The organism is Glaciimonas sp. GNP009, from assembly GCF_054343755.1.
In genome coordinates this window covers 3,412,534-3,434,166 of sequence record NZ_JBTGUV010000004.1, presented here as the reverse complement: position 1 = coordinate 3,434,166, position 21,633 = coordinate 3,412,534, and the positions used below count along the sequence as shown (strand labels likewise).

Sequence of the window (21,633 nt, the reverse complement as noted above, 5' to 3'; positions counted from 1 at the left end):
ACAAACCCCACGTATGGAGTAATATTAATAATTCGACTTCTGTCAGTAGAACGCAAGTGTAGACTTACGGTTTCCTCGTTAGTCTCTGCCAAGGCAGGAACGCGATACTAACTTACTTGAGTCATTAGAAAATGATTGATATCTCCTCTCGCGTCTTGCGCGCAATGATTGCGCTCGCCGAGTTACGCAATTTTTCCTTAGCCGCGGAGCGGTGCCACGTCACCCAATCGGCGCTCAGTCAGATGGTGCAAAAGCTTGAGGGAGACGTCGGTTTGCAACTCGTCGACCGCAACCGCAGGAACGTAGGTTTCACGGCAGAAGGCTTGCGGTTTATCGCCACCGCTCAGCGGGTAATGCACGAACTCGATGAGATTGACCATGATTTAAAAGAACATGCTTCGGGTCGAAGAGGGCGAGTCAGCATTGCTGCTCTGCCATCGCTGGCAGCCCATTGGCTACCTCAAATGATGGCTAAATACTCACACGAATTTCCCGGAATCGAGCTCAATCTTTTTGACGTAGCAACTCAGCGCGCATTGGAACTGGTGCGTACGCGACAAGCCGATTTTGCCGTAACGGCAGACGGCCCCGGACGGCCTGGTCTGGAATCGCGTTTGCTGTTCAAAGAAAAATTTTTCGTTGTATGTCACAAGACACATGCCCTTGCGCAAAAAAAATACTTAGCGCTTTCCGACTTGAGTGGCTATCCCTACATCAGACTCGTCCGAACCGGCAGCATTGCGCAATACCTGGAAAGTGCGCTACGAACCGTCAATTTGATTGATACCGGTCTTGAGGTCGACCAGGTCTCGACAGTTGCTGGTCTGGTAGCTAGCAATCTCGGCGTGAGCGTGGTTCCCGAACTAACGATTCCCTACTTCGACGGTAAGCATGTTGTGGCGATTCCTATCACCTCTTCCGACCTTAATCGTCCCATATATCTGGTCTGGCCCGTGGATCGTAAGCAGTCGAAGGCAGCCCAGCAATTCATCGATCTTCTGGATCAAAATGAACTACCGATGCAACTAAAAGTGCGTCCCCATAGTAGTGCTCTTGCCGCAGTGCAAACGCGGTGATCGCGTCAGAACGCACAAAGATAATCACAGTTGACTAGAGCGAGGCTGGAAAAGTCGGCTTCTTTATTTAAAAGTGGTGGGCTGGCGCTGTTAATACCCCTTGAACACGGGGTCTCGACGCGCCGCCATCGCAGCCACGCCCTCCTTGAAATCCTGCGTGAGCCAATGCTTGTCCTGCTCCTCGGCCTCGCGGCCCATCGCAGCCTCGACCAACGCTGCAAGGCCCTGATGCAACGTTTCTCGGGTCGACACCAGTGCAATGGGAGCACTGATGGCGATCTCCCGCGCCAGTGCCTGTGCACCCTCGAGCACCCGCCCATCTTCGACCAGCACATCGGCCAAGCCCATATCCAGCGCCTCGACTCCCCCGATGCGGCGGCCTGTATAAAATAACATTGCGGCATTTTGAGGGCCGACCAGACGTGGTAAGGTGGCCGTCAAGCCAAAGCCGGGGTGGATCCCTAGTCGCAAAAAGTTGGCCACCATGCGCGTACCTGGACTTACCACCCGGAAGTCGCCCACCAAAGCAAGGCCCAGACCGCCTCCCACCGCCGCGCCCTGTACGGCGCACACAATGGGTTTTTTGGTTCGAAACATCTCCAGCGCACGGCTGTACAAACGTTTGCCAATTCCTTGAGAGCTAATGCTGTCATTGGAAAAATCGGCGCCCGCGCAGAAAGTCTTGCCACGCGAAGCCAGCACTACCACCCGACATTCATCCGATGTGTCCAGATAGCGCAGCGCATCGACCAGCCCCACTATCAGGGATTCGTCAAAGAAGTTATACGGTGGACGGCACATCTCCAACGTGGCCACACCCGCATCAATCGAGAGTGCCAGTTCAGGATGCAACGCAAAGTCCTTGAAAGACGAGTCAACACCCGCAGTAGTGCTTAAATTCTGACTCATACGGTCTCCGCAGTACCAAGAATGACGGTGGCCTGACTGGACAGCACGCCGCCATTGCCGTGCGCAAGCGCCAGCTTGGCGTTGGGCACCTGGCGCGCGCCACATTGGCCGCTTAATTGCTGAAACGCCTCTACCACAGTTAACAGGCCGTACATGCCAGGATGTACACAGGAAAGGCCCCCGCCGTTGGTATTAACCGGAAGTTTGCCACCCGGCCCAATGCGTCCACCTTGAACAAATGCGCCACCCTCACCTTTCTTGCAGAATCCCAGGTCTTCGAGGAACAGGATGGTGTTAATGGTAAAGGCGTCATAAAGCTCGACCACATTGATGTCCGAGGGTGTGTAGCCAGCTTGCGCAAAGGCGCGTTCGCCCGACAGTTTGGCGCCTGTCACGGTCAGATCAGGCATGCTCGCGATATCGCGATGGGTGGTCTCCGCCGCTGCGCCCAGCAAGTAGGCCGGTGTGGCAGACAAGTCGCTGGCGCGATCCGAGCGGGTCATGATGATGGCAGCTGCGCCGTCAGTGATGAGGCAACAATCCAGCACGCTCAACGGTTCGGATACCATGCGCGAGCTCATGTACATGGACATATCCAGTGGTGTGCGAACAAAGGCTTCGGGATTAAGCTGCGCCCATCCACGGGCGGCCAGGGCCACCGCGCCAAGTTGCTCGCGGGTCGTGCCGTACTGGTGCATGTGCCTGGCTGTGGCCAGCGCGTAAGACGACGATGGGAGTAGCGGTTTGTAAGGTTTTTCGTATACCGACGATTGAAACGGCGTCATCAGCTTGCCGGAAGCACTGCGCTGGTTGCTGCCGTAGGCTACCAGCGCCACGTTGCACTGTCCGGTCGTGAGGGCCAGCGCCGCCCACATCATATGGGTCAGAAAAGCGGAGCCACCCGTGCGATTGTTGTCTGTCACTTTGGGATGGATACCGAGGTAATCGGACAGGGTCAGGCCGGATAACATGTCGTCCGGCGTAGCCACAAAAACACCATCGATGTCACTGGGTTTCAGATTTGCCTGCTGCAACGCCTTGGAAGCGGCCAGCACGGCCAGGTCCATGGAGGAGAAACCAGGCGCCTCACCGATTCCGTAGGTAGCTGCACCAACGACGGCCGTTTGACCGCGGGGAAATGCGTCTTTCATGTGGATGCTCCAGCTGGCTGCGCCTTGTTTTCAGTTGAAACGAAGACAACCACAGCTTGGTCGTTCTCCTGCACGATGCGGGCCTTCACCCGCATCCCGATCTTGATTTGCTCGAATGGCATTCCGTCGACGCGGCTCATCATGCGCGGTCCTTCATCGAGGTCAATGAGCACAACGTTATAACTCTCTTCGAGCGTGCGTTTGCGGATGACTGTCACAGAATACACAGTTCCAGTCCCGATGGCAGGCACCCACTCCAGATCGGTGACCCCTGTCCTGGGTTCAATGACGCGCGGATAAAACACATAGCCACCGGTTGACCTGCTGTGCAGGATCATGAAGTGGCCTTCCTGCAAAAACCGCAAATAATCTTTTTCTGGTTGAATCATCGAATCCTCTTGGTATCTCAGTATCTATGCAGTCAGCCCTGAAGCGCGGGCGCCATGCTGCGCTCAGTCAAGGAAGGCCAGAATGCGGCTGCGCCCTGAGTAATTGCAGCACGCCCCAATGCCCGTGCCCATGTTGCGTCACTGCCAAATTCTTGTCGCCACGACCACAGGCGCAAAGTAGTGTGATGCAGGGAATGCTCTTGCGTGAAGCCAATCGCGCCATGAAACTGGTGTGCGACATCAGCCAATCGACTGGCTGCCTGGCCGACACGCACCTTGGCTACGGCAACATCGAAAGTAGTGGTGCGTGCTTGCTGCGCCGTGTTCAGAGAGGCAAAGGCCACTCGGGTCGCCACCTTGGCCGCAACCATCTCGCTGGCCGTTACCGCCAAGCCATGCTGGATCACCTGGTTCTTGCTCAGCGGCTTGCCGAACTGCACACGGTCATTGGTATACTGCACCGTTAGTTCCAACGCACGTTCAAGCGCTCCCACCAGCATCGCGCTGCGCGCCATGGCACCAAGGACAAACAGAGGTTGCTCAAGAGCTGGCAGTGGATTATCAAACAGGGTCTCAACCGTTACAGCGTCCAGTTGCAACACATCACGTGGCTCACCGGCCATGTTAGTGCCCTGGACGACAAGTACGCCCGCACCACCCAAGTTGATCAGCGCCAATTGATGCGCGCCACTAGCATCCGCTATCGGAACCAGCGCATAGGCACAAGACCTCGCCCAAGCAACGCCATGCAAGACACCGGACACCTTCAGTTCTGCCTCCGCTGCAAGCACCACCCGCCCAGTTTCGGCGATCGTGATTGGGCCCTGTGGCACCGACTTGCCAGCGCGGCTGAGCAAAGAGGTGGCGATCATGGTTTCGGCCAGCGGCAGCGGCATGCTCCAGCGGCCGATGGCAGCCAACACCGCATAGACGTCCGACCACTGCGCCTCGCTGCCACCCGCCTGTGCCGAACACAGTGACAGGGGCAAGCCAGTGTCTTCAAGTAGTTGCCACAGTTCGGCTGGCCATTGACCATTCTCAGTGCTGCGTAGCAGCGCGGCATCGATATGGTCTGAGAATAGGCGCTGCACGGTTTCGCCAATCATGCGCTCGAACTCGGACGGCTCCAGACTGATGCCCGCCCCCGACATGCTTGATATTGTGTTCATCGCAAACCCATTCCCCGGGCAATGATCCCGCGCAAAATTTCTGGTGTGCCGCCACGTAAAGTAAAGGACGGTGACGAGCGCAAGGTGTACGACAGCACCTCACGCAATGAAGAATTGAGTGCCAGCTTGTCGCCAAATAAATCCTGGGCCAGCTCAGGAATCAGCTTTTCCAGCCTGGCACCCTGATCCTTGACCACCGAGGCAGCAACAGCCGGATTGTCTCCACGTGCCAGCATGCCCGCAATACCAATGGACATCTGGCGCAAAGCGCCATAGTCGGCCACTAGCCTGCCCAACGCAACAGCATGACGATCATCTTCTACATCGGCAGCCTGCAGCATTTCCAGCATCAACTCGGTGCTGCTCATATACCGCTCAGGACCACTACGTTCAATGGCCAGTTCTGCCGTCACCTGCTTCCATCCATCCCCCTGTTGGCCGATCAGGTTTTCCTCTGGCACCCAGACATCTTCCAGAAAGACTTCATTGAACTCATGCTCGCCGAGCATGTTGCGTATAGGTTGCACCGTGATGCCTGGCGAGGACATATCAATAAGAAATTGCGAGAAGCCGGCATGACGGTCTCGACCGTCCGGCACAGCGGCGGTCGACACAGCGGTGGCCGACACATCGGTGGCCGACACATCGGTACGCACGAAAGCGATCATGTATCGCGCTCGTTGCGCACCTGTCGTCCAAATCTTGCTTCCTCGAATGATCCATCCACCGTCACCTTGCACTGCTTTAGTACGAATCGAAGCCAGGTCTGAACCAGAATCGGGTTCGCTCATGCCGATGCAAAAATAAGTATCCCCTCGGGCAATTTCAGACAGCACTCTGCGTGCCAAGGTATCAGGCGCAAAGCGCAGCAACAGCGGACCGCTCTGGCGATCAGCCACCCAGTGCGCCTGTACCGGCGCACCTGCAGCAAGCATCTCCTCCAACACTACGTAACGTTCCAGCGCGGAAAATTCACCCCCGCCGACGCTGCGCGGCCAAACCATGCCGATCCAACCTCGCTCACCCAGCTTGCGGCTGAAGTCCTCGTCGACTCCCATCCAGCTTTCAGCGCGCTGGAGCGCTGTGCGTTCGCCCAACTCTTCCCGCAAGAAGGATCGTACTTCCTTGCGTAAGGTCTCGCATCTCTCACCCAAGGTACAGGGAGTGATGTCCAAAGCCTGTATTCCACTACTCATTGCATAGCCCTTTCCTGTACCAATGACCCGAAAATAATTCTACTCTTGTCGGTAAGTGACGAGATATTGATGATGCAGCTAGATTCAGCATCGCCCCTCTCGCTGCGCCCGATCATGTGTTGACACACCTGCGGCATGAACAGAAAAGCGCCGGTAAGGCGTACCTCATTTATTGCCCGGTCAATTTCAAACTTCATCAATTCATTCATGGTCGGCATGCGGCAAAAGCTGTCGCAAATCATGCGGCGACAATCCAAGGGTACTCAGAATTCGCTCGCTGTCTTCGCCCAGACGAGGTGCATGCTTACGTAATTTATAGGGCGACGCGCCGAAAGTTACCGGAGGTCGAATGGAGCGATATGCACCTTCTGTGGGATGAATTGAAGATTCGATCAGGCCAACAGCACGCACATGCAGGTCTTCGTCAATTTTCTGAAGTGAAATAACAGGCATGCACGGAATCCCTGCACTGTCACACATGGACACCCAATCATCCGTGCTGCGCTTGGGCGCTTCCACATCGATCAGGGCATATAGAGCATCAACATTCTTCCCGCGCGAATCGATATCTGCGAATCTTGGGTCTTCGAAAAGCGCGGGCATTTCCATCAGGCGAAAAAAATCGGCCCAGTTACGGTCAGAATAAGGAAGTATGCAAATCCATCCGTCAGCGGTTTTATAAGGCTTGCGATGCACGGAGAGTTGCCGATTGAATCCGACTGGCCCCAAAGGCGGTTCGAATGCGGATGGCCCCAGATGTTCAGCCATCATGAAATCAATAGACGTCTCGAACATCGGGACTTCTATCTCCTGGCCATCACCACCACGTTCTATATGTAGGAGCGCCGCCAACACAGCATAGGCAATCGTTTGGCCTGCAATCTTGTCGCAAATCGCGGTGGGAACATACTTTGGCACGCCGTGCACCTGCCCGTACAATGCCGCTATGCCCGATCCCGCCTGAATGATATCGTCGTATGCCGCCTTATCGGCATAGGGCCCTTCAGCGCCAAATCCGCGTGCGGCGCACAGCACGATCTTCGGGTTGACCTTTTCAACTGACTTCCAATCAAGTCGAAGGCGTACCGCAGGGCCGGGTCTCAAATTGTGCACTATTACGTCGCTACGTTCGATTAACCGGTCCAGAGCCAAACGCCCAACCACGCTTTTCAAATCCAGAACCACACTATGCTTGTTTCGATGAAGTTGCAGTATCGAACCACCCATTCCTTCGCTCCGGCTTGGTCCATAACGTCGGAAAGCATCGCCCTCAGGAGCCTCTATTTTTATAACATCAGCTCCCATATCTGCCAGAATATGCGTTGCGTAAGGGCCCATTATTACGGTGGTAAGGTCAAGAATTTGAATGCCGTTAAGCGGGTCAGTGGTCATCGATTAAATTCCATGCCTTTTAGGAGATGCGCAAATATTAGCGTCCACCCTTCAAGGAGTAAAATTAATTATTCGACTTCTGTTATTAGAAATAATTGATATTTTCTGACGCGTCTTGCGCACAATGATTGTCCTCGCCGGGTTACGCAAATGTTCTCTTGCTTCGAAGTGGAGCGGTGCCACGTCGGCCAATTGTTGCTAAGTCAGATAGTGCAAAACCCTCATTTCTAACATCCGAAACTCTGTTGTTAATGATTACCGGCAATTACCCACCAGATTGCCCTCCCCCTGAGTCACTTTCTTGTTATTAATTTACAACATCAATGTAGATTTACAAAAATCATACATGACAGATCAGCGCACGTAAGAAAGGGATCAAAAGATCGCGGTAATCATGCTAAAAAGTTGCTGTCCATTATGGCCAAGACATATGATTATCGGATTTGTAGACTTGACTAATCGATACAATTTTAGCTAAATTCCCTAGAATTCAATGGCTTAGCAGATATTTATGGTATGACCATAGCGTCAAAAACGGCGAATGAGCGACAAGCCTCGGACTAAAACGGTTATCATAGCAATCGTTTAAAGAGAATAGTTTCACCCCTACAATCATGCCAAATCCAAATCGCGGCTCTTGTGGCTTCCAGTCCACCGAGTTCGAACAAGAATACGACCGTCCATCAAAGTCCCAACTTAAGCGTGAAATGACTGCGCTGCAAAAGTTGGGTGAAGAGTTAATCGCTGAATCGCGCGACCGCGTCAAGCGCGTGCCGATGCCGGAAGATGTGCGTGAAGCCATCCTTATTTGCCAGCAAATCAAGGACCACGAAGGCCGCCGCCGTCAAACCCAATATGTCGGCAAGAAGATGCGCACGCTGGAAGAACACGAGATTGCCGATATCCAGAAAACACTGGATAGCTGGAGAGGTTTGTCGAAATCTGACACGGCGGCAATGCATGCGCTGGAACGCCATCGTGACCGTTTGCTAAAAGACGACGGCGCGTTGACCACGTTACTCGCTCAGCATCCTGATCTTGACGTGCAGCATACGCGCACACTGATTCGCAATGCACGCAAAGAACAAGCTGAAAACAAACCGCCGAAGGCTTATCGCGAGATATTCCAACTGCTAAAACAGTTGCAGAAGCCAAATGCCGATGATGGCGATGCAGAAACTGGCGACGATGACGATGAGCGCGACGACTATTAATAAAACAATCACTGATACGTCCACGACGACCGTCACCGCTTCAGAAACAGCATCAGTTATTTTTGATATTGCTCCTGAACGCCGTCGTCTGAAAATCGGACTGATTTCAATTTCAGATCGCGCCAGCGCAGGCGTGTATCAGGATCAGGGAATTCCTGCGCTAGAAGATTGGTTTAGCGCAGCGCTAACAAGTCCGTGGGAAACCGAAACCCGTCTGATCGCAGACGAGCAGAAAGTCATCGAACAAACCCTCATTGAGCTAATAGATCACCAACGTTGCGACCTGGTCTTGACCACTGGCGGGACTGGCCCGTCGCGACGCGACGTCACACCGGAAGCAACGCTGGCGGTAGGAACCAAGGAAATGCCGGGCTTTGGCGAACAGATGCGTCAAATCAGCCTGCAGTTTGTACCGACTGCAATTTTGTCGCGTCAGGTGGCCGTGATTCGTGAAATTGACGATCATGCCGCCCTAATCCTTAATTTACCGGGTCAGCCTAAATCGATCAAAGAAACACTGGAAGGCTTGAAAGATGCCAACGGAGAACAAAAAGTTTCTGGCATCTTCTCGGCGATTCCATACTGTATCGACTTAATCGGTGGTCCTTATATCGAGACTAACGCAGCCATTTGTAAGGTATTCCGACCAAAATCGGCGCTCCGTCCGATTGGTGCATGAATCAACAACGCTAATGGATTAACATTCATTAACATCCAATAATCAGTACAACACTTTCTCGGCACTATGACCAACTTCCTCCCGACCCAAGAAATTACGACCTCTGCCACTCCTACGGCTAGCGTTATATGGATGCATGGCCTTGGAGCTGACGGTTCTGACTTTGTGCCGATCGTTAAAGAGCTTGATCTACGCGACTGCCCGGGTATTCGCTTCATTTTCCCCGATGCACCAACCATCCCGGTGACCATTAACAACGGTCATGTGATGCCAGCGTGGTATGACATTTTTACGGCTGATTTAGTGAAGCGAGAAGACGAAGCCGGATTACGCAAATCGCAGTTACAGATAGACGCGCTGATTGCGCAAGAAATTGCACGTGGTATTCCAGCGAACAAAATCGTCGTCGCCGGATTTTCACAAGGTTGCGCCATGGCATTACAAACCGGTTTGCGGTATCCGGAAAAATTGGCCGGCTTGATGTGCTTGTCAGGCTACTTACCGCTGCGCGACACAATCGAGAAAGAACGGTCCAGCGCCAATCAAGATACACCTATTTTTATGGCGCACGGAACTGCTGATCCCGTGGTTATTCTCAGCCGGGCAGAACAGTCGCGTGACAGTTTGACCCAACTTGGCTATCAAATAGAGTGGCACGACTATCGCATGCAACATTCAGTCTGTGCGGAAGAAGTCACAGATATTGGTAGCTGGCTGCGCAAAGTATTGTCGTAACATTTTTTGTAAAGATTTCTAACTTCTACAATACAGTGGCCAAGGATTCCTGCCTTGGCCACACGTTGATAAAAACGACAGATCAAATCTGCACCGGCGTGTAACCGGCACCCTCAATTGCTTGCGCCAACTGCCCTGCATCCGCATCACTTTCAATCGCTATTTTCTTTTCCGCTACTTGCGCCTCGACTTTAGCGCGGCTATCTACCGCATTAATCGCCTTGGTGATCCGGTCCACGCAATGGCCGCATGTCATATCCTGAACATTAAATACAATCATCATCATCCCCTCTTAGTTGTAACAGACCTTACTATGCACCATCCCATAGTGGGAAGGTCAAGCGCAGGATCAAAACCAAACTTTGATAAAATTAAGCTTGACCTTACTATGATAGGAAGGTGCATTATCTAGGTATGACCACTGTTTAAGCAGGACTTATCATGAGCACCATTACCAACACCAGCACGTTGATCGAATTTACATTACCTATTGGCGGGATGAGTTGCGCCTCATGTGTTGGACATGTTGAAAAAGCATTAAACAAGGTCGACGGCGTTAAGCATGTCAGCGTCAATCTCGCCACAGAACTTGCTACCGTCACGTCTGATATGGCGACCACCGTTAGCGCGTTAGTTACCGCTGTCGAAAAAGCCGGATACGACGTTAAGCACCAGGAATTTACTCTGGCGATTACTGGCATGAGTTGCGCCACATGCGTCGGCAGAGTGGAGAAAGCGCTGCTCAAAGTGCGTGGCGTCCAGTCGGTATCTGTCAACCTTGCCACCGAACTTGCCACCGTTGATACCGTTGGGGAAATACCAGCCGAACTGTTGATAAAGGCCATTGAAGCGGCTGGCTACACAGCAACTTTGCCTGCATCGCAATCAGAGACGAGCGGCTCGAACGTAGTTTCAAGCAACCGATGGCCAAGTTGGTGGCCGGTTGCCTTATCAGCTTTACTGACCACACCTTTGATCATTCCTATGCTGTTGATGGTAGTTGGTCAACATTGGCAATTGTCAGGTTGGTGGCAGTTGGCATTGGCAACGCCTGTACAGTTTTGGCTGGGTGCGCGCTTCTATCGCGCTGCCTGGCGCGCATTGAAGGCCAAAACAGGAAATATGGACTTGCTGGTGGTGCTTGGTACCAGTGCCGCTTACGGCCTGTCGCTCTACCAACTTCTGACATCCAATGCAGACGGAATGGGACACCTATATTTCGAGGCATCCGCGGCTGTAATGACCTTGGTATTGCTCGGCAAATGGCTTGAAACACGCGCCAAACATCAGACCGCCGACGCCATTCGCTCGTTGCAAGCATTGCGTCCTGACCACGCCACGGTGAGGCGTGATGGCATGGATCACCAAGTCGCGGTTAGCGCCTTACGTGTTCAGGATGTCGTCGTCGTGCGTGCCGGCGAACGCATCGCAGTCGATGGTAAGGTCCTGGAAGGAAGTAGCCACGTGGACGAATCGCTGCTGACTGGCGAAAGTCTGCCAGTCTCAAAGCAGAAAGATGATCACGTTATCGCTGGTGCCATCAATGGTGAGGGCGTGCTGCTGCTCTACACCACGGCGACCGGCGCAGAAACATCGTTGTCCCGGATCATACGGTTAGTCGAACAAGCGCAGGTGGCAAAAGCGCCGATTCAACGTTTGGTTGATCAGGTCAGTGCGGTATTCGTGCCGGTGGTGTTGCTCATCGCCTGTATCACCCTGCTTGGTTGGGGCCTGCTCAATGGAAACTGGGAAGAGGCGATCTTGAATGCTGTGGCGGTGTTGGTCATCGCCTGTCCTTGCGCGTTGGGGCTCGCCACACCCACAGCCATCATGGTTGGAACGGGCGTAGCTGCGCGCTATGGAATTCTCATCAAGGATGCGGAGGCACTCGAAATTGCCCATCGCATCAACGTCGTTGCTTTTGATAAAACGGGTACGCTGACCATCGGCCATCCGACTCTCATCGCTTGCCTTGCGGATGTCAGAACCGCAGTTAGCAATGAATTGCCAACTGATGAGGGCTTGAGGGATACTGGCTTAATAAATACCGAATTACTTACTTTAGCCGCTGCAGTACAGCGTGATAGTGAGCATCCATTGGCGCGGGCTGTCATCAATGCGGCCAACGCAATCACTCTCTCATTTCCATTCGCAAGCGAAATTCGTACTGTCCCCGGTCAAGGAATCGAAGCCAGGATTGAGGACCGAATCTACTCTCTCGGCAGCGCACGCTGGATGCAAAAACTGGGCGTTGAATGTGGCACTCTCTCGGAAAATGCGGCTGCACTCGAAGCGGAGGGACGCACAATTTCATGGCTGGCAAGCAAGCCTGCCAATACCAATGACATACCAATGATGCGCGGACTACTCGCATTCGGTGATAGCGTCAAACCATCAGCAAAACTGGCAATCGAACATTTACAGCGACTCTCTATCCGGGTCGCCATGTTAAGCGGCGATAATTGGGGGAGTACAAACGCAGTCGGTAAACAGCTCGGCATTTCTGAAATAGTTGCGGAAATTCTGCCCGCTGATAAAGCCAAAGCGATAGCCGACCTTAAAAAAAATGGCGCTGTGGTGGCAATGGTTGGGGACGGCATCAACGATGCGCCAGCGTTAGCCGCAGCCGATGTAGGGATTGCCATGTCTACCGGTACGGATGTCGCAATGCAGGCTGCCGGGATTACGCTGATGCGAGGCGATCCGGCACTCGTAGCAGACGCCATTGCGATTTCACGTCGCACTTATCATAAAATCCGACAAAACCTCTTCTGGGCGTTTTTCTATAATGTTGTTGGAATTCCGTTGGCGGCACTGGGATTTTTAAATCCAGTGCTAGCCGGTGCAGCGATGGCGTTCAGCAGTGTCAGCGTGGTAAGCAACGCGTTGCTGTTACGACGCTGGAAACCGGAACAAAACGTGTCAACTTATTCTGAAGACAGGACAACAAATGGACATTGATCGCATGAATATTGGCGGCGCAGCGCTGGCTTCGGGCGTCTCTGCAAAGATGATTCGCCACTACGAAGAAATTGGCCTGATCCAACCTCCAATGCGCACCGAGGCCGGTTATCGTACCTACGGTGAACGCGATGTGCATTTGCTCCGATTTATTCGACAAAGTCGGGTACTGGGATTTTCAATGAAACAGATCACCGCACTCATCGGACTGTGGCTTGACCAATCGCGTCCTAGTAGCAAAGTCAAGCAATTGGCGCAGCAACACATTCGAGATCTGGATGAAAAAATCAATGAATTACAAATCATGAAAATAACGTTAGAACGTTTAGCGAATAATTGTCAGGGCGACGCCCGTCCCGAGTGTCCGATTCTCGATGAGTTAGCGCAACAATATTCACCTCCCCCGAACTAACGCTGGCTGCTTTGTCGTCCCCATTTTTTGATTGGTCAGGAACACTATGAAAACAACTCTCTCTTTTTTACCTTCTATTTTTTTTGCACTTATCATTAGCGCGATAGCCACCACCAGTATCGCTAACGCAGACACTGGCCACGCTTCAAGTGAAAATCCGGCATCAGGCGCACCAGGAACGATCACGAAAGTCAACAGGACAATCCATATCGCCATGGCCGACGACATGCGCTTTACACCCGCCAATGTCACCGTCAAACAGGGCGAGACCGTCAAATTCGTGGTCGCTAACAACGGTAAATTGCAGCATGAAATGGTCATCGGCAGCACGGCTGAACTCTCCAAACATGCTGAAATGATGCGTCAAATGCCGGAGATGAAGCATCACGAATCAAACCAAATAACCGTAGAGCCAGGCAAAACTGCCGATCTCATATGGACGTTTGGCAAGACAACGAAGGTCGACTTTGCCTGCCTGGAACCGGGCCATTTTGAGGCCGGAATGAAGGGGAAAGTAAACGTCGTGGTCAGTGAATAAATATGAAAATGTTGAAGACTAATATCTTCGCTCTTAGGACAACCATGTTTCGTCGCCGCACCGTAGCATCACTCGTCACCATATTTTTAGTATTCGGCATCAACAGTACCGTCTTTGCGGCAAAACCCGTCATCGCCGTCTTTAAGGATGCAAATTGCGGATGCTGCACCGGTTGGATTAAACATTTAGAGGATAGCGGATTCGCGGTCAATGCCACAAATGTTGCCGATACTTCAGCGTATCGTAAAAAATTTCAAATCCCCGCCACCTTGGCATCATGTCACAGCGCCGTGGTCGGCGGCTACGCAATCGAAGGCCATGTTCCGGCCAAAGATATTCAACGATTATTGAAAGAACACCCAAAGGCAATCGGACTTGCCGTACCAGGCATGCCTTCCGGCTCGCCGGGCATGGATGGCCCGAACAAAATGGCTTATGACGTGATACTCGTAAAAAATGATGGTACGCAATCGGTCTTCCATCATTACGCGGGTGATTGATATGGCTGATTGTTACGGCTGATTAATACGAGAATTTCAGCAATACCAGACTACAATTATTATGCGTTATTTCGTAACGAGCTGTAAAACCGTTATGTAAATTTCTTCGAATAACGCACCATACAATATGTCACGCCGCGCCTTCCTGAGAATAGCCAACTGCGTATTATCGTGACGATATCAGCCGATATGAATGCATTCGATGCGTATATCGCTGCGCATCTGGCCAACGTTTGCACTGGCACCGGCCACACCTCTCTTTCAGAAAAGGGTTTCATCGATGACACATTTGTACTTATTAAGCAATTTTGTGGTGATCGCGATCACCTTATTAATCGGTGTCCCATTGACGAGCATGGCCAACACCCATGTGGATAGAGCCGATAGCAAGACAGAATTAAGTGAGCCAAACGACAATGTTGCGCTACCGCTAGTCAATGGTGAAATCATCAAAGTTGATCCGCTTATTAGCGCTATCACCATGAAGCATGATCAAATTCCTAATTTTGGGATGCCAGCGATGACAATGACGTTCAACGTGAGCGATAGTGAAATGCTGCATCAGTTCAAGGCCGGAGATGCGGTTAAATTTTCGATTGGCAAACGTAATGGCGCGTTGACTATCGTGAGTCTGGAAATGAACTCATAAATCAATAAAAACGGGAGCCCATCGGCTCCCGTTTTCTATACTCCATAAAAGTACGATTAATTGTGTCGTACAAGCGCGTGCATGCCTAAGTCCAATTGTCGATAAATGTCTATCAACCATACGAACCGCGATAGACAGGCCTAGCCGACCGGCGATGTTGCAATCGCACACTGCTTATTTAAATACAACAGTCTTGTGACCATTGAGCAATATTCTATGCTCGACAAACCACTTGACGGCCCGCGCCAGGACGACAGACTCAACATCGCGACCAATCGCAGTCAATGTATCAGGTGCCATCGCATGATCAACCCGCGCCACATCCTGCTCAATAATCGGGCCTTCATCCAGATCACCGGTCACAAAGTGCGCCGTGGCACCGATCAACTTAACACCCCGGTCATGCGCCTGATAATAAGGTTTTGCACCTTTGAAACTAGGCAGAAAAGAGTGGTGAATATTGATTGCTCGTCCTTTCAAGGCCGTGCACAACGCGGGTGACAATATCTGCATGTAACGGGCCAACACTACCAAATCAACGTTGTTCGTTTCGACCAATTCTAAAATACGTGCTTCTTGCGCCAATTTAGCCGCCGCAGATGCACCATTCGCCAGCGGCAAATGGTGAAAAGGAATGTTGTAACTTGCCGCTAATTGGTAAAAATCGGTGTGATTGGAGACAATCGCGGGAATTTCGACTTCTAGCAAACCACTCTTGTAGCGAAACAACAAATCGTTCAAACAATGACCGATTTTGGACACCATTAACAACATGCGTGGCTTTTTAGCTGCGTCGTTGAGTTGCCACGTCATTTGCATGGACGCCGCAAGTGCGGCAAATGAAGCACGCAACGCCTCATCAGCCAAGGTCGGATTTTCCGAGGAAAAATGCACACGCATGAAAAATAAGTTCGATTGCGCATCCCCGTATTGGGCTGAGTCGAGAATATTGCAGCCATATTCGGCCAGAAACCCCGATACACGATGGACAATACCGCGCTGATCGAGGCAAGACAAAGTAAGAATATATTCTGGATAGCTCATCATTATTTTTGTTGGGTTGCAAACCAGCCCGTACCAGTAAGACTTTAGCTTTGGGCGAAGGCTGCCATTGTCGCATGCCTTCAGCAGACAAACAAAACCCGGGCAAACTATAAAGAATGCCCGGGCTTGTAAGGTGAAAAGTACGGTGAAAATTTAAATGCTTCGGCTCTTAAATATATTGCCTAAAAACAAATAAAAATCTCAAAACACACCAGAAACATGTGCTCATTCACGCCATAACATGGTCACACCGCTAAATCTATACGTCAAACGCTGCTAGAAGCAATCGCAACAGGTGGTGCGACCTTGGCAGAGGCTGTGCCAACCTGAACTTCACCGATCAGTTGACCACCTTCTTCGATCACAACTTTGCCGTACCGAATTTTTCCTGAAACTTTACCTGTCGCATAAATCACCAATTTTTCGCGTACAGTCAGGTCGCCATTAAATTCACCATGAATTTCAGCCAAATCGATTTCAGCAGAGCCAATGAAAGCACCCTTTTCAGCAATGTGAATGACACGGGAATTCATAGTGGCTTCAACGCGGCCTTCAACGACCAGCGTATCGCAATCGGTAATCTCTACGCCTTTGAGCTTTATATTTGGGCCCACAATCAATTTACTGCCGCCTTCACTCGTGCTGGAAGCGTTCGAATGTTGTGAGGACAGCATGGAATTGCCTGGTGAGCCAACTTGGTTACCCGCTTTTGGAAAACTAGACGGGCTATTCGGCGACAAATTGTTAGTTGCGCTGAGAGGGGAAGTTGGTGTCGGTGTTTCGCGCTTACCAAAAAGCGTTTCTGAACGAAGCATGAAATCTCCTGATGATGATAGTACGCACTGTGTGCCTGGAACATGCAGTGACATACGGATAAAAATAATTAAACTTGGCTGCCCCGTTACCCGGCGCTGAACAAGCCGAAGCCGAGCGAGTGTTTTTCGTCGTAAGTTTCGCCGTAATGCGTATTACGTTATTTGGATTGCATTAGATTGACACATTACCAAGAGTCAACTTTAAAGCGTACCGCAAAAATGTATTGGGACAAAAGACACTTGCTTGAGATACAGATAAATCCTAAAAAGTTCACGTTTAGATTTAATCATTTGTAACAGTCTCAAAATTTTGTGCAGTTGCTTTCAATTTTTATTCTCACAACCTGCTCGGATTAAAACCCATCACAACATGTTAAGCGTTCTACGTGCACATGCAAGCTGTTATGTTAAAGCAGCAGCAAATTTTTGCTCTGAAAGATTAAAGTTTCGTATCGACAGAATCGCCCGTAAATCAAAACAACGCATGGAAAACGCGCCGAATACTGCATGAGTCGCTATACTTAGAGGCCTCAACAATATAGGCTGCATGGCACTTCTCGCCGCGCAGCAAGCCGGAGAAAAAATTCAATGAAGCAATACCTCGACCTTGTACGAATGGTTCTGGACAATGGAAGCTGGCAAGAAAATCGTACAGGAATAAGAACCATCAGCATGCCGGGTGCGATGATGCGCTTCGACCTTCAAAAAGAGGGATTTCCGGCTGTCACTACCAAAAGGTTGGCTTTTAAGTCCGTCGTTGGTGAACTAGTCGGATTTTTAAGAGCATCTCGTAATGCCGCCGAATTTCGCGCATTGGGATGCAAGGTATGGGATCAAAACGCAAACGAAAATGCTGCGTGGCGTGCAAATCCGTATCGACTAGGGGAAGACGACCTAGGCCCTGTATACGGTGTCCAATGGCGCGCCTGGCCCGCCTATAAACTATTGGAAAAAACCGAGGTTAGCCAGATCGCAGATGCCCAGCAAAGAGGATTTCGGCTGATTTCCTCTTTACAAGAGGACGGGAAAGAAAAAGTTCTTTTATACAAAGCGATTGACCAGCTTCGCGATTGTCTGGACACAATTATGGAAAATCCAGGTAGTCGGCGTATTTTATTTCACGGTTGGAATTGTGCCGATCTGGATGCCATTGCACTTCCGGCGTGTCATCTTTTATACCAATTTTTGCCCAATGCCGCGACTAAAGAAATATCGCTTTGCCTCTACATACGAAGTAATGACATCGGTTTAGGTACGCCATTTAATCTCGCTGAAGGTGCTGCATTATTGCATCTAGTCGCACGGCTCACTGGCTATACGCCGAAGTGGTTCACCTACTTCATAGGCGATGCGCATATTTATGAGAACCATTTGAGCATGCTGAATGAGCAACTCCAACGTGCGCCCCATCCAGCCCCGAATCTGGTGATATCGGATCGCATTCCTGATTTTGCAAAAACAGGAAAATACGAACCGGAATGGCTAGAAAAAATCGAACCTGGTGACTTTTCGCTTGATAGCTATCAACATCATGCACCACTGACTGCCCCGATGGCCGTCTAAAATCGCTGCCGACCATGCCGTGCGAGTGTGACGGCTTGCGGTGGCAGACTGATTTTGTCGCATCGCTCATCCGCAAACAATCAGGCAGCAGGAATTACCTATGCTTAATTTTTAAAGCCTGGGAAAAGACAAAAAAAATCTCGCTGCGGCGTTGATCAAAATTTGCTATCACTAGCCATCAAAATCGTCGGCTTATGTTTATTTTCCACCGACAAAATATTAACCACGTTCCAATTATTTTAAGCGCCAGCACCGGCGGTAGTCGGCGTTTTCTTGTGACTTGCATCGTCCTGCCAGCCGCCACCAAGCGCCTTATACAGCGAGACGGTGGCTTGTAATCGCTTCAATTTCAATGCGCCTAATTCGTTCTGCACGTCTGATAAAGCCCGTTGCGTATCCAGCACGGTCATCAAATCTTCAGCACCAACCCGATAGCGAATCTCCGACAAATTAAACGCAAAACGGGCTTGTTCCATTTCGGTCGTTTTCAATGAACGTTGCTCGTCCAGACTTCTGATCTGACCCAGCACGGTATCTACTTCCGACAGCGCCGCAATAACTGTTGACCGATAAACCTGCACCAACTCCTGCTTTTGTGCGATTGCCAAATCCCGTTGATTTTTCAATAGGCCAGCATCAAAAATCGGTGCTACCAAGGATGTTCCCACGTTGGCGAGCAAGTTGGGGCCATTAAATAATGATAACAACGCACTACTCTGTGCGCCCGTCGATCCGGTCAGGCGAATACTCGGAAACAAAGCAGCACGTGCCACCGCGACGTTCGCATTGGCCGCCGCAAGTTGTGCCTCGGCGCGCCGAATATCCGGTCGCCTTGAGAGCAACTCCGAAGGCAGTCCAGGCGTCACATCGGGCAGCCCTATGGTGTCAAGTCCGTGATCTGCCACTTTGAAGGTTTGGGATGACCGACCTAACAAAATCGCCAGCGCAGACTGCGCCTCACGTTCTTGCTGCATTAAATCTGGAAGCGAAGCCTTTTGTCCGGCGACTGCCGAGCGCTGACGGGCGAGATCCAGTGGTGATGCGGCTCCGGCGCTACTTTGCGCCTCGACAAGCACGAGCACTCTTTGAGCGTTCGCCACATTCTCACGCGCGATATTGATTCGGTCATGCAATGACAGTACCTGCAAATACGTGGAAACGATGCCACTTGTGACGGTCAAAGCGACAGTTTGACGATCATAACGATTCGCTTTTAACGAGGCTTCCGCAGACGCCAGACTGGCCTTATTCTTTCCCCAAAAATCAATTTCGTAACTGACCTGCAACAGTCCGCTTGCCGAAGTATTCGCGCTTCCGTTATTTCCTAGGGGCAGATCGCGATTACCACCGGCAGAAAATTCAGCAGTGGGTAATAACGGTGCACCCGCAATGCGTGCTTGTGCTTCCGCCTGTCGCACGCGCGCAAGGGCCGCTGCAATCTCGAGATTGCTATGCTGGCCCTCATCGACTAATTGCGTTAGCTCAGCGCTGCCAAAACGCTTCCACCAGTCATTATCGGGCCACTCCTGGTTGCTCGCCTTTCCACTTAATGTCCAACCTGCCGGCATCTCTACTGCCGGAGGCGGCTCCGATATAGGGATATTGTGCGCACAGCCAGCTAAAACGGCGCACAGCAAACCTAACATTAATGTGGACAGGGACGGAGGGGATAAAAATGTCAAGTGAAACAATCGAGAAAGGCGCATGTCCGGCTCCATTAACGCGTTACCGATGTAACGCTTGCACCATTTGACGGATTACTTGGCGAAATAACATTTTTAGGCTGTGGAATCAGTGTCGAAAATGATGCTGCCGCGGGAGTCACCGACTTGTTTGCATTCGACGAATTGGTCGCATCGCTTGTAGTTGCGGGAGTTGCAGCCGCGGCGGGCGTAACTGGCGGACTCACCGGTTTAGGCTTAAGCAGTACAGCAGGAACAGGTCCAACTAGCAACTGTTCGCCGGCTGCTAAACCGGATAAAACTTGTACTTGTTGCTGATTTCGTATGCCAATTTTTAGCTTCCGCACACTGAGTTGTTGATTGCTATCCAAGACATTAGCGCTATAAATGCCATCGCTATCAGGTTTAGCCAATAGCTTTATTGGCAGTAAGACAGCATCCTTAGCTTGTGCCACGATGAACTCAACCTCCGTACTCATACCGCTCATTAATTCCTGATCAGGGTTATCGACTTCAAATAACACGTTATAAAAAGTCTGCTTACCTTGCTCGCCCGATCCATCTGCGGGTACAGGAATTACCTGACGTAACTTGCCTGACCATTGTTTTCCCGGATAACCCGGCGTCGTAAAGTTCGCCGTCATGCCGCGCCGCAAACGCGTAACATCAATTTCGGCAACACGCGCCTGAACAGTCATTTTTGACAAATCGGCAATACGCATCAGTGGAACAACCGGCAGCGGTGCACCAACCGATTGTCCTGCGCGGGCATTCAGAGCAACTACCGTTCCCGAAATAGGCGCCAATACCTGCGTGTGCTGACGACTCTCCTCGTCGAATTTAAGTGTGGCCTCAACCTGGCGAATCTGTGCATTAATAGCATCCACGCGGGCGCTCGCAGAGGACATACTCATGCGGCTGGACTCAAAAGATTCTTCACGCGTGGCGTTTTGCGCTTTGAGTTGCGTTTGGCGTTTAAACTGCAATTCAGCAAAATCCATCTGCGCGCGCTGGTCTGCCAGTTCAGCCTGTAACCGCGCCATTTGAGCACGATTGGTTTCGACTTTGGCGGGCTGTAAAGTTGGTGTAATTTCAACAACCATCTTGCCGATCTGCACCGTATCGCCGACGGCAACCAGCACATCCTTGATTTGTCCGGTTACCTGCGCGTTGGCATCAGCGTATTTGTAAAGTTGGAGCTTTCCGCCCGCCTCAACCGTCTGTTGAATATCCCCGCGCTGAATAGTCACCGTATCGAACTTGATTGGCGCTGGCGGTCCCATCTCAGGATTGATGGCCGATACCGGCTTCGGCTGTTGCAACACTTGCGCAATTACAACCCCTGCGCTAAGCACGACTACGAGCGACAATCCGACAGCAAGACTGCTGCGACGAAATAGCCGAGAAGAAAAACGAGAGGCAATAGGTAAAGCTTTGGTCTGATCAACAGTCATTGGTAGCGCGTCAAAATAAACAAAAAAATAGCTGGCTAGAATCACAAATAGCCCAAGCGTTGACCAAAGGTCTGCGTCGGGCGAATAATAAATACATAACTAAGG

Annotated in this window: 21 protein-coding genes; 10 read left to right on the top strand and 11 right to left on the bottom strand. The window is 51.2% G+C overall.

Going from position 1 to position 21,633, the window contains the following annotated elements; translation table 11 throughout:
* Positions 1-131: 131 nt before the first annotated feature.
* Entirely contained in the window at positions 132-1,076 is a 945-nt protein-coding gene (locus ACXX82_RS15955; protein ID WP_322236471.1) for a LysR family transcriptional regulator, read from the top strand.
* Between the two features lie 90 nt (positions 1,077-1,166).
* Here ACXX82_RS15955 and ACXX82_RS15950 read toward each other — a convergent pair whose 3' ends face one another.
* The 6 genes from ACXX82_RS15950 to ACXX82_RS15925 all read right to left on the bottom strand — a co-directional run bounded on the left by ACXX82_RS15950 (position 1,167) and on the right by ACXX82_RS15925 (position 7,282).
* Positions 1,167-2,090: an enoyl-CoA hydratase/isomerase family protein gene (locus ACXX82_RS15950; RefSeq protein WP_322236469.1), complete on the bottom strand. Its 924-nt coding sequence runs from the start codon at positions 2,088-2,090 to the stop codon at positions 1,167-1,169.
* Positions 1,982-3,136 carry a thiolase family protein gene (locus tag ACXX82_RS15945; RefSeq protein WP_458563241.1) on the bottom strand — a complete coding sequence of 385 codons (1,155 nt, stop codon included), beginning with the start codon at positions 3,134-3,136 and terminating at the stop codon, positions 1,982-1,984. The genes ACXX82_RS15950 and ACXX82_RS15945 overlap by 109 nt, the downstream gene beginning before the upstream one ends.
* Positions 3,133-3,525 carry a Zn-ribbon domain-containing OB-fold protein gene (locus ACXX82_RS15940; protein WP_458563240.1) on the bottom strand — a complete coding sequence of 131 codons (393 nt, stop codon included), beginning with the start codon at positions 3,523-3,525 and terminating at the stop codon, positions 3,133-3,135. The genes ACXX82_RS15945 and ACXX82_RS15940 overlap by 4 nt, the downstream gene beginning before the upstream one ends.
* 32 nt (positions 3,526-3,557) lie before the next feature.
* Positions 3,558-4,694, bottom strand: coding sequence for an acyl-CoA dehydrogenase family protein (locus ACXX82_RS15935; RefSeq protein WP_323506109.1), 1,137 nt, complete (start codon positions 4,692-4,694; stop codon positions 3,558-3,560).
* Entirely contained in the window at positions 4,691-5,890 is a 1,200-nt protein-coding gene (locus ACXX82_RS15930) for an acyl-CoA dehydrogenase family protein (RefSeq protein ID WP_323506108.1), read from the bottom strand. The genes ACXX82_RS15935 and ACXX82_RS15930 overlap by 4 nt, the downstream gene beginning before the upstream one ends.
* Before the next feature lie 201 nt (positions 5,891-6,091).
* The gene (locus ACXX82_RS15925; protein ID WP_322236459.1) at positions 6,092-7,282 is read right to left on the bottom strand and encodes a CaiB/BaiF CoA transferase family protein; all 1,191 of its coding nucleotides are present in this window, start codon (positions 7,280-7,282) and stop codon (positions 6,092-6,094) included.
* 614 nt (positions 7,283-7,896) lie between these two features.
* Between ACXX82_RS15925 and yjgA the strand changes: the two genes are divergently transcribed.
* From yjgA to ACXX82_RS15910, 3 genes are all read left to right on the top strand, one after another.
* Entirely contained in the window at positions 7,897-8,496 is a 600-nt protein-coding gene (yjgA, locus tag ACXX82_RS15920) for a ribosome biogenesis factor YjgA (protein ID WP_322236456.1), read from the top strand.
* Positions 8,438-9,175, top strand: a complete 738-nt coding sequence (mog, locus tag ACXX82_RS15915; protein ID WP_322236454.1) for a molybdopterin adenylyltransferase — start codon at positions 8,438-8,440, stop codon at positions 9,173-9,175. The genes yjgA and mog overlap by 59 nt, the downstream gene beginning before the upstream one ends.
* Before the next feature lie 66 nt (positions 9,176-9,241).
* Positions 9,242-9,910 (top strand): alpha/beta hydrolase, encoded by a 669-nt coding sequence (locus ACXX82_RS15910; RefSeq protein ID WP_322236452.1) that lies wholly within the window; start codon positions 9,242-9,244, stop codon positions 9,908-9,910.
* An 82-nt stretch (positions 9,911-9,992) separates the two neighbouring features.
* Here the strand turns inward: ACXX82_RS15910 and ACXX82_RS15905 are convergent, their stop codons facing one another.
* Complete coding sequence (locus ACXX82_RS15905) at positions 9,993-10,196, bottom strand: heavy-metal-associated domain-containing protein (protein ID WP_322236450.1); 204 nt, start codon at positions 10,194-10,196, stop codon at positions 9,993-9,995.
* Positions 10,197-10,351: 155 nt separating this feature from the next.
* On the opposite strand from ACXX82_RS15905, the gene ACXX82_RS15900 reads away from it, so the two are divergent.
* From ACXX82_RS15900 to ACXX82_RS15880, 5 genes are all read left to right on the top strand, one after another.
* The gene (locus ACXX82_RS15900) at positions 10,352-12,871 is read left to right on the top strand and encodes a heavy metal translocating P-type ATPase (protein ID WP_458563239.1); all 2,520 of its coding nucleotides are present in this window, start codon (positions 10,352-10,354) and stop codon (positions 12,869-12,871) included.
* A 4-nt stretch (positions 12,872-12,875) separates the two neighbouring features.
* A complete protein-coding gene (gene cueR / locus ACXX82_RS15895; RefSeq protein ID WP_322240498.1) occupies positions 12,876-13,283 on the top strand; it encodes a Cu(I)-responsive transcriptional regulator in 408 nt (135 codons plus the stop codon).
* Between the two features lie 46 nt (positions 13,284-13,329).
* Positions 13,330-13,821, top strand: a complete 492-nt coding sequence (locus tag ACXX82_RS15890) for a cupredoxin domain-containing protein (RefSeq protein WP_323506106.1) — start codon at positions 13,330-13,332, stop codon at positions 13,819-13,821.
* Between the two features lie 44 nt (positions 13,822-13,865).
* Positions 13,866-14,321, top strand: coding sequence for a DUF411 domain-containing protein (locus ACXX82_RS15885; RefSeq protein ID WP_323506105.1), 456 nt, complete (start codon positions 13,866-13,868; stop codon positions 14,319-14,321).
* 202 nt (positions 14,322-14,523) lie between these two features.
* Positions 14,524-14,970: a copper-binding protein gene (locus ACXX82_RS15880; protein WP_323506104.1), complete on the top strand. Its 447-nt coding sequence runs from the start codon at positions 14,524-14,526 to the stop codon at positions 14,968-14,970.
* A 174-nt stretch (positions 14,971-15,144) separates the two neighbouring features.
* On the opposite strand, the gene purU is transcribed toward ACXX82_RS15880, so the two are convergent.
* Entirely contained in the window at positions 15,145-16,014 is an 870-nt protein-coding gene (purU, locus tag ACXX82_RS15875; RefSeq protein WP_322240496.1) for a formyltetrahydrofolate deformylase, read from the bottom strand.
* Positions 16,015-16,280: 266 nt separating this feature from the next.
* Positions 16,281-16,829 carry a bactofilin family protein gene (locus ACXX82_RS15870; protein ID WP_323506103.1) on the bottom strand — a complete coding sequence of 183 codons (549 nt, stop codon included), beginning with the start codon at positions 16,827-16,829 and terminating at the stop codon, positions 16,281-16,283.
* 588 nt (positions 16,830-17,417) lie between these two features.
* Between ACXX82_RS15870 and ACXX82_RS15865 the strand changes: the two genes are divergently transcribed.
* On the top strand, positions 17,418-18,392 hold the full coding sequence (locus tag ACXX82_RS15865; RefSeq protein WP_322236436.1) for a thymidylate synthase: 975 nt from the start codon (positions 17,418-17,420) through the stop codon (positions 18,390-18,392).
* 239 nt (positions 18,393-18,631) lie between these two features.
* Here the strand turns inward: ACXX82_RS15865 and ACXX82_RS15860 are convergent, their stop codons facing one another.
* Entirely contained in the window at positions 18,632-20,098 is a 1,467-nt protein-coding gene (locus tag ACXX82_RS15860) for an efflux transporter outer membrane subunit (RefSeq protein WP_322236434.1), read from the bottom strand.
* 11 nt (positions 20,099-20,109) lie between these two features.
* On the bottom strand, positions 20,110-21,528 hold the full coding sequence (locus ACXX82_RS15855; RefSeq protein WP_322236432.1) for an efflux RND transporter periplasmic adaptor subunit: 1,419 nt from the start codon (positions 21,526-21,528) through the stop codon (positions 20,110-20,112).
* Positions 21,529-21,633: the final 105 nt, after the last annotated feature.

Bases quoted from the DNA above. Each gene is read 5' to 3' on its own strand.
- ACXX82_RS15900 (WP_458563239.1), top strand. From the start codon at position 10,352: ATGAGCACCATTACCAACACCAGCACGTTGATCGAATTTACATTACCT.
- ACXX82_RS15945 (WP_458563241.1), bottom strand. From the start codon at position 3,136: ATGAAAGACGCATTTCCCCGCGGTCAAACGGCCGTCGTTGGTGCAGCT.
- ACXX82_RS15905 (WP_322236450.1), bottom strand. From the start codon at position 10,196: ATGATGATGATTGTATTTAATGTTCAGGATATGACATGCGGCCATTGC.
- purU (WP_322240496.1), bottom strand. From the start codon at position 16,014: ATGAGCTATCCAGAATATATTCTTACTTTGTCTTGCCTCGATCAGCGC.
- ACXX82_RS15855 (WP_322236432.1), bottom strand. From the start codon at position 21,528: ATGACTGTTGATCAGACCAAAGCTTTACCTATTGCCTCTCGTTTTTCT.
- ACXX82_RS15860 (WP_322236434.1), bottom strand. From the start codon at position 20,098: ATGCGCCTTTCTCGATTGTTTCACTTGACATTTTTATCCCCTCCGTCC.
- yjgA (WP_322236456.1), top strand. From the start codon at position 7,897: ATGCCAAATCCAAATCGCGGCTCTTGTGGCTTCCAGTCCACCGAGTTC.
- ACXX82_RS15925 (WP_322236459.1), bottom strand. From the start codon at position 7,282: ATGACCACTGACCCGCTTAACGGCATTCAAATTCTTGACCTTACCACC.
- ACXX82_RS15950 (WP_322236469.1), bottom strand. From the start codon at position 2,090: ATGTGGCGCGCGCCAGGTGCCCAACGCCAAGCTGGCGCTTGCGCACGG.
- ACXX82_RS15865 (WP_322236436.1), top strand. From the start codon at position 17,418: ATGAAGCAATACCTCGACCTTGTACGAATGGTTCTGGACAATGGAAGC.
- ACXX82_RS15870 (WP_323506103.1), bottom strand. From the start codon at position 16,829: ATGCTTCGTTCAGAAACGCTTTTTGGTAAGCGCGAAACACCGACACCA.
- ACXX82_RS15885 (WP_323506105.1), top strand. From the start codon at position 13,866: ATGTTTCGTCGCCGCACCGTAGCATCACTCGTCACCATATTTTTAGTA.
- ACXX82_RS15910 (WP_322236452.1), top strand. From the start codon at position 9,242: ATGACCAACTTCCTCCCGACCCAAGAAATTACGACCTCTGCCACTCCT.
- mog (WP_322236454.1), top strand. From the start codon at position 8,438: ATGCCGATGATGGCGATGCAGAAACTGGCGACGATGACGATGAGCGCG.
- ACXX82_RS15955 (WP_322236471.1), top strand. From the start codon at position 132: ATGATTGATATCTCCTCTCGCGTCTTGCGCGCAATGATTGCGCTCGCC.
- ACXX82_RS15930 (WP_323506108.1), bottom strand. From the start codon at position 5,890: ATGAGTAGTGGAATACAGGCTTTGGACATCACTCCCTGTACCTTGGGT.
- ACXX82_RS15890 (WP_323506106.1), top strand. From the start codon at position 13,330: ATGAAAACAACTCTCTCTTTTTTACCTTCTATTTTTTTTGCACTTATC.
- ACXX82_RS15940 (WP_458563240.1), bottom strand. From the start codon at position 3,525: ATGATTCAACCAGAAAAAGATTATTTGCGGTTTTTGCAGGAAGGCCAC.
- cueR (WP_322240498.1), top strand. From the start codon at position 12,876: ATGAATATTGGCGGCGCAGCGCTGGCTTCGGGCGTCTCTGCAAAGATG.
- ACXX82_RS15880 (WP_323506104.1), top strand. From the start codon at position 14,524: ATGCGTATATCGCTGCGCATCTGGCCAACGTTTGCACTGGCACCGGCC.
- ACXX82_RS15935 (WP_323506109.1), bottom strand. From the start codon at position 4,694: ATGAACACAATATCAAGCATGTCGGGGGCGGGCATCAGTCTGGAGCCG.